Consider the following 580-nt stretch of genomic DNA (forward strand, 5'->3'; position numbering starts at 1 on the left):
GGCGGCCGGGGCGGCGCGGTCGGCCCGCCGGCCGGCCACCGCGAGCGTGGCGCCCGCGAGCAGCGGCACCCCGACCAGCCACCAGAGCACGCGTCAGCCCTTCAGGTCGGCGGCGTCGTCGGTCATGTCCACCTGCCGGGCCCGGTAGATCGCGGTGACCACGGCGAACCCGACGGCCATCTCGATGGCCATCGCCGTGATGATCACGACGACGAGCACCTGCCCGTCGGTGCCGCCGGGTGCGACGAAATACCAGAACGCGGCGGTCGCGACGATGGCCCCGTTGAGCATCAGCTCCAGGCCCATCATCAGCATCACGATCGACTGCTGCGAGAGCGCCCCGTAGAGCCCGATCGCGAACAGCCCGGCCGCCAGCAGCAGGAACAGCTCGAGCGTCATCGGCCCACTCCCCCACGCACCGGGTCGTCGGGACGGGCGGCGCGCAGGTCGTCGCCGAAGCGGTCGTAGCGGCCCCGGTTCGTCGCCAGCACCACCGTGGCCACGATCGTGGCGAACAGCGCGACCCCGAGCGTCATCATCGTCAGCATCTGCCCGCCCATCAGTGCCTCCCCGAGCGCGA

The 580-nt window shown here is 72.2% G+C and carries 1 protein-coding gene and 1 pseudogene; both read right to left on the minus strand.

Annotated features, from left to right (window positions below):
• Positions 1-93: 93 nt before the first annotated feature.
• The gene (nuoK, locus tag KME75_RS42285) at positions 94-399 is read right to left on the minus strand and encodes an NADH-quinone oxidoreductase subunit NuoK (RefSeq protein WP_219420715.1); all 306 of its coding nucleotides are present in this window, start codon (positions 397-399) and stop codon (positions 94-96) included.
• A pseudogene (locus tag KME75_RS42290) lies at positions 396-580 on the minus strand (NADH:ubiquinone oxidoreductase subunit J); the annotation flags it as partial. The pseudogene KME75_RS42290 and the gene nuoK, both read right to left, overlap by 4 nt.

Origin of the sequence: Pseudonocardia nigra, from assembly GCF_019396355.1 — a bacterium.
GTDB classification, from domain to species: Bacteria; Actinomycetota; Actinomycetes; order Mycobacteriales; family Pseudonocardiaceae; genus Pseudonocardia; species Pseudonocardia nigra.

Coding starts and splice junctions, on each gene's coding strand:
- nuoK (WP_219420715.1), bottom strand. CDS start 399: ATGACGCTCGAGCTGTTCCTGCTGCTGGCGGCCGGGCTGTTCGCGATC.